Annotated in this window: 2 protein-coding genes; both read left to right on the top strand. The window is 58.3% G+C overall.

The genetic code is table 11. From position 1 onward, the window contains the following. The first annotated feature begins 497 nt into the window (after window positions 1-497). Entirely contained in the window at window positions 498-860 is a 363-nt protein-coding gene (secG, locus tag AC4GMC_RS18065) for a preprotein translocase subunit SecG (protein ID WP_487879131.1), read from the top strand. 216 nt (window positions 861-1,076) lie between these two features. Next, complete coding sequence (gene pyrG, locus AC4GMC_RS18070; RefSeq protein ID WP_487879130.1) at window positions 1,077-2,720, top strand: CTP synthase; 1,644 nt, start codon at window positions 1,077-1,079, stop codon at window positions 2,718-2,720. Window positions 2,721-2,814 lie beyond the last annotated feature (94 nt).

Consider the following 2,814-nt stretch of genomic DNA (forward strand, 5'->3'; position numbering starts at 1 on the left):
TCTACGATTTTGCCTTTGCCTTCATCGCCCCATTGGGCGCCGACCACGACGACGTTTGCCACTGCATTCGCTCCTTTATGTCCGCGCGCGGGTATAGCCAACACCGCGCAGGGGCGAAACCGAAAAACGCGGGCGGCCTTTTTCCCGCACCCCTGCCCGCCACTCACAGCCCTTCGCACGGGCCTTGTGCACACAAACCCTTAAACAACCTTGAATGGCGCCAGCGATTTCGCCACGGCCCACCGCGTCACGCAAAAATACCCGCAAAACGCGGTCGAATATTATTCATAATTATTTACAACACCTTGCCAACAGATCCGCCAAACCATCACCCACAAACCATCCTGCGACATTCTGTCAGATTCTTCTGGACGAGCACACGCCTTGGTTGTACCGTAACGAGACGAACGGACGGGGGGTCCTGCCGGGATTAAACGCTTGCGGCGCGGCGTCGCAGCACATACATACCCCGCCAACTGACCACGATTGGACCGCCGATGGAAAATGTCATCCTCGTCATTCACCTGATCCTTGCCTTGTGCTTGATCGGTATCGTTCTTTTGCAACGATCCGAAGGCGGCGGCCTTGGCATGGGCGGCGGTGGCGGCGGCGGTGCAATGACCGGTCGCCAAGCTGCCAACGCGATGACCAAACTGACATGGATCTTTGCAGCAGCGTTTCTGACGACCTCCGTAGCCCTTACGATCCTAGCGGCACAAAACTCCGCGAACTCGTCGGTCATTGACCAACTCGGCGTCCCGGCTCCGACAGCACCTGATGTGCCTGCACTGCCCGGCGGTGGCGCGCTTTTGCCGCCTGCCACGACGGACGCGCCCCTCACGCCACCCCGCGCCGACTAAGTCACGCGGCCGATACAACCAACGCGACTAAGGGCCAGATCAGTTCTGGCCCAGGTTAACTAGGGATCGTCTCTGCGTGCTTAAAATGCGCAGGATATGGTATGCTTTGTTGCGCTTACCCCCCGACTCAGCCTAAACTCATCTCCCGTGAAGAAGGCAGCGCGCTCGCGTCCCTCCGGGCAATACACGAGCGCACACAGACTTGCGGGAGCCCCCATGGCACGGTTCATTTTTATTACCGGCGGCGTTGTTTCGTCGCTCGGAAAGGGTTTGGCATCCGCCGCCCTTGGCGCACTCTTGCAGGCGCGGGGCTTTTCGGTCCGTTTGCGCAAGCTAGACCCCTATCTCAACGTTGATCCCGGCACGATGAGCCCGTTTGAACACGGCGAAGTTTTTGTGACCGACGACGGCGCCGAGACAGACTTGGACCTTGGCCACTATGAACGGTTCACGGGCGTTGCGGCCCGCCGCACCGATTCTGTGTCGTCCGGGCGCATCTATTCCAACGTGTTGGAAAAGGAACGGCGCGGCGACTATCTGGGTAAAACCATTCAGGTGATTCCCCACGTCACAAACGAGATCAAAGATTTCATCTCAATCGGTGAGGATGAAGTCGACTTCATGCTCTGTGAGATCGGCGGCACCGTGGGCGACATTGAAGGCCTGCCCTTCTTTGAAGCAATCCGCCAATTTTCGCAGGATAAACCGCGCGGTCAGTGCCTGTTCATGCACCTGACATTGCTGCCGTTCATCAAAGCCTCGGGTGAGCTAAAGACCAAACCAACCCAACACTCGGTGAAAGAGCTGCGGTCCATTGGTCTCGCGCCTGATATCCTTGTGTGCCGCGGTGAGGGTCAAATCCCCGCCAAGGAACGCGAGAAACTGGCGCTGTTCTGTAATGTGCGCCCCGACAGCGTGATTGCAGCACCCGACCTGAAATCCATCTACGAAGCTCCCCTCGCCTATCACCGCGAAGGGTTGGACCAAGCGGTTCTAGATGCCTTCCAGATCAACCCTGCGCCCAAGCCGGACCTGAGCCGCTGGGAAGATGTCTACGACCGTATCTGGAACGTCGACGGCGAAGTGCGCGTTGGGATCGTGGGCAAATACACCCAACTAGAAGACGCCTACAAATCCATCGCTGAGGCCCTGACCCACGGCGGCATGGCAAACCGGGTCAAGGTCAAGGTTGAGTGGGTCGATGCCGAACTCTTTGACCGCGAAGACGCGGCCCCGCACCTGGAACGCTTCCACGCGATCCTTGTGCCCGGTGGCTTTGGCGAACGCGGGACCGAGGGCAAGATCAAGGCCGCGCAGTTCGCCCGCGAACGCAAAGTGCCATATTTGGGTATTTGCCTTGGGATGCAGATGGCGGTCATTGAGGCTGCGCGCAACCTCGCTAAGCTGGACGACGCAGGCTCGGAGGAGTTTGACCACGAAGCGGGCAAGAAACGCTTTACGCCTGTGGTTTATCACCTGAAGGAATGGGTCCAAGGCAACCACAAGGTTGAACGCAAAGTGGGCGATGACAAGGGCGGCACCATGCGCCTTGGCGCCTATGATGCAGCTCTTACAAAGGGCTCCAAAGTCGCTGAAGTCTATGGCACCACCAAGATCGAAGAGCGCCATCGCCACCGCTATGAGGTCGATACAACCTATCGCGAGCAGCTTGAGGCCCACGGGCTGACGTTCTCGGGGATGTCGCCCGATGGCCGCCTGCCCGAAATCGTTGAGGTAAAAGACCACCCTTGGTTCATTGGGGTGCAGTTTCATCCTGAGCTGAAATCCAAGCCCTTTGCGCCGCATCCGCTGTTCAAGGACTTTATCCGCGCGGCCAAGGAAAACTCTCGTTTGGTGTGAGCGCTGATTGTTTTTTCTAACGAAAAAACGGGGCCTCCGGCGGGGATATTTGTGAACCAAAGAGGGGCGCGGTCGTGCTGAGCTATCAACACAG

The organism is Thalassobacter sp. (assembly GCF_982993085.1).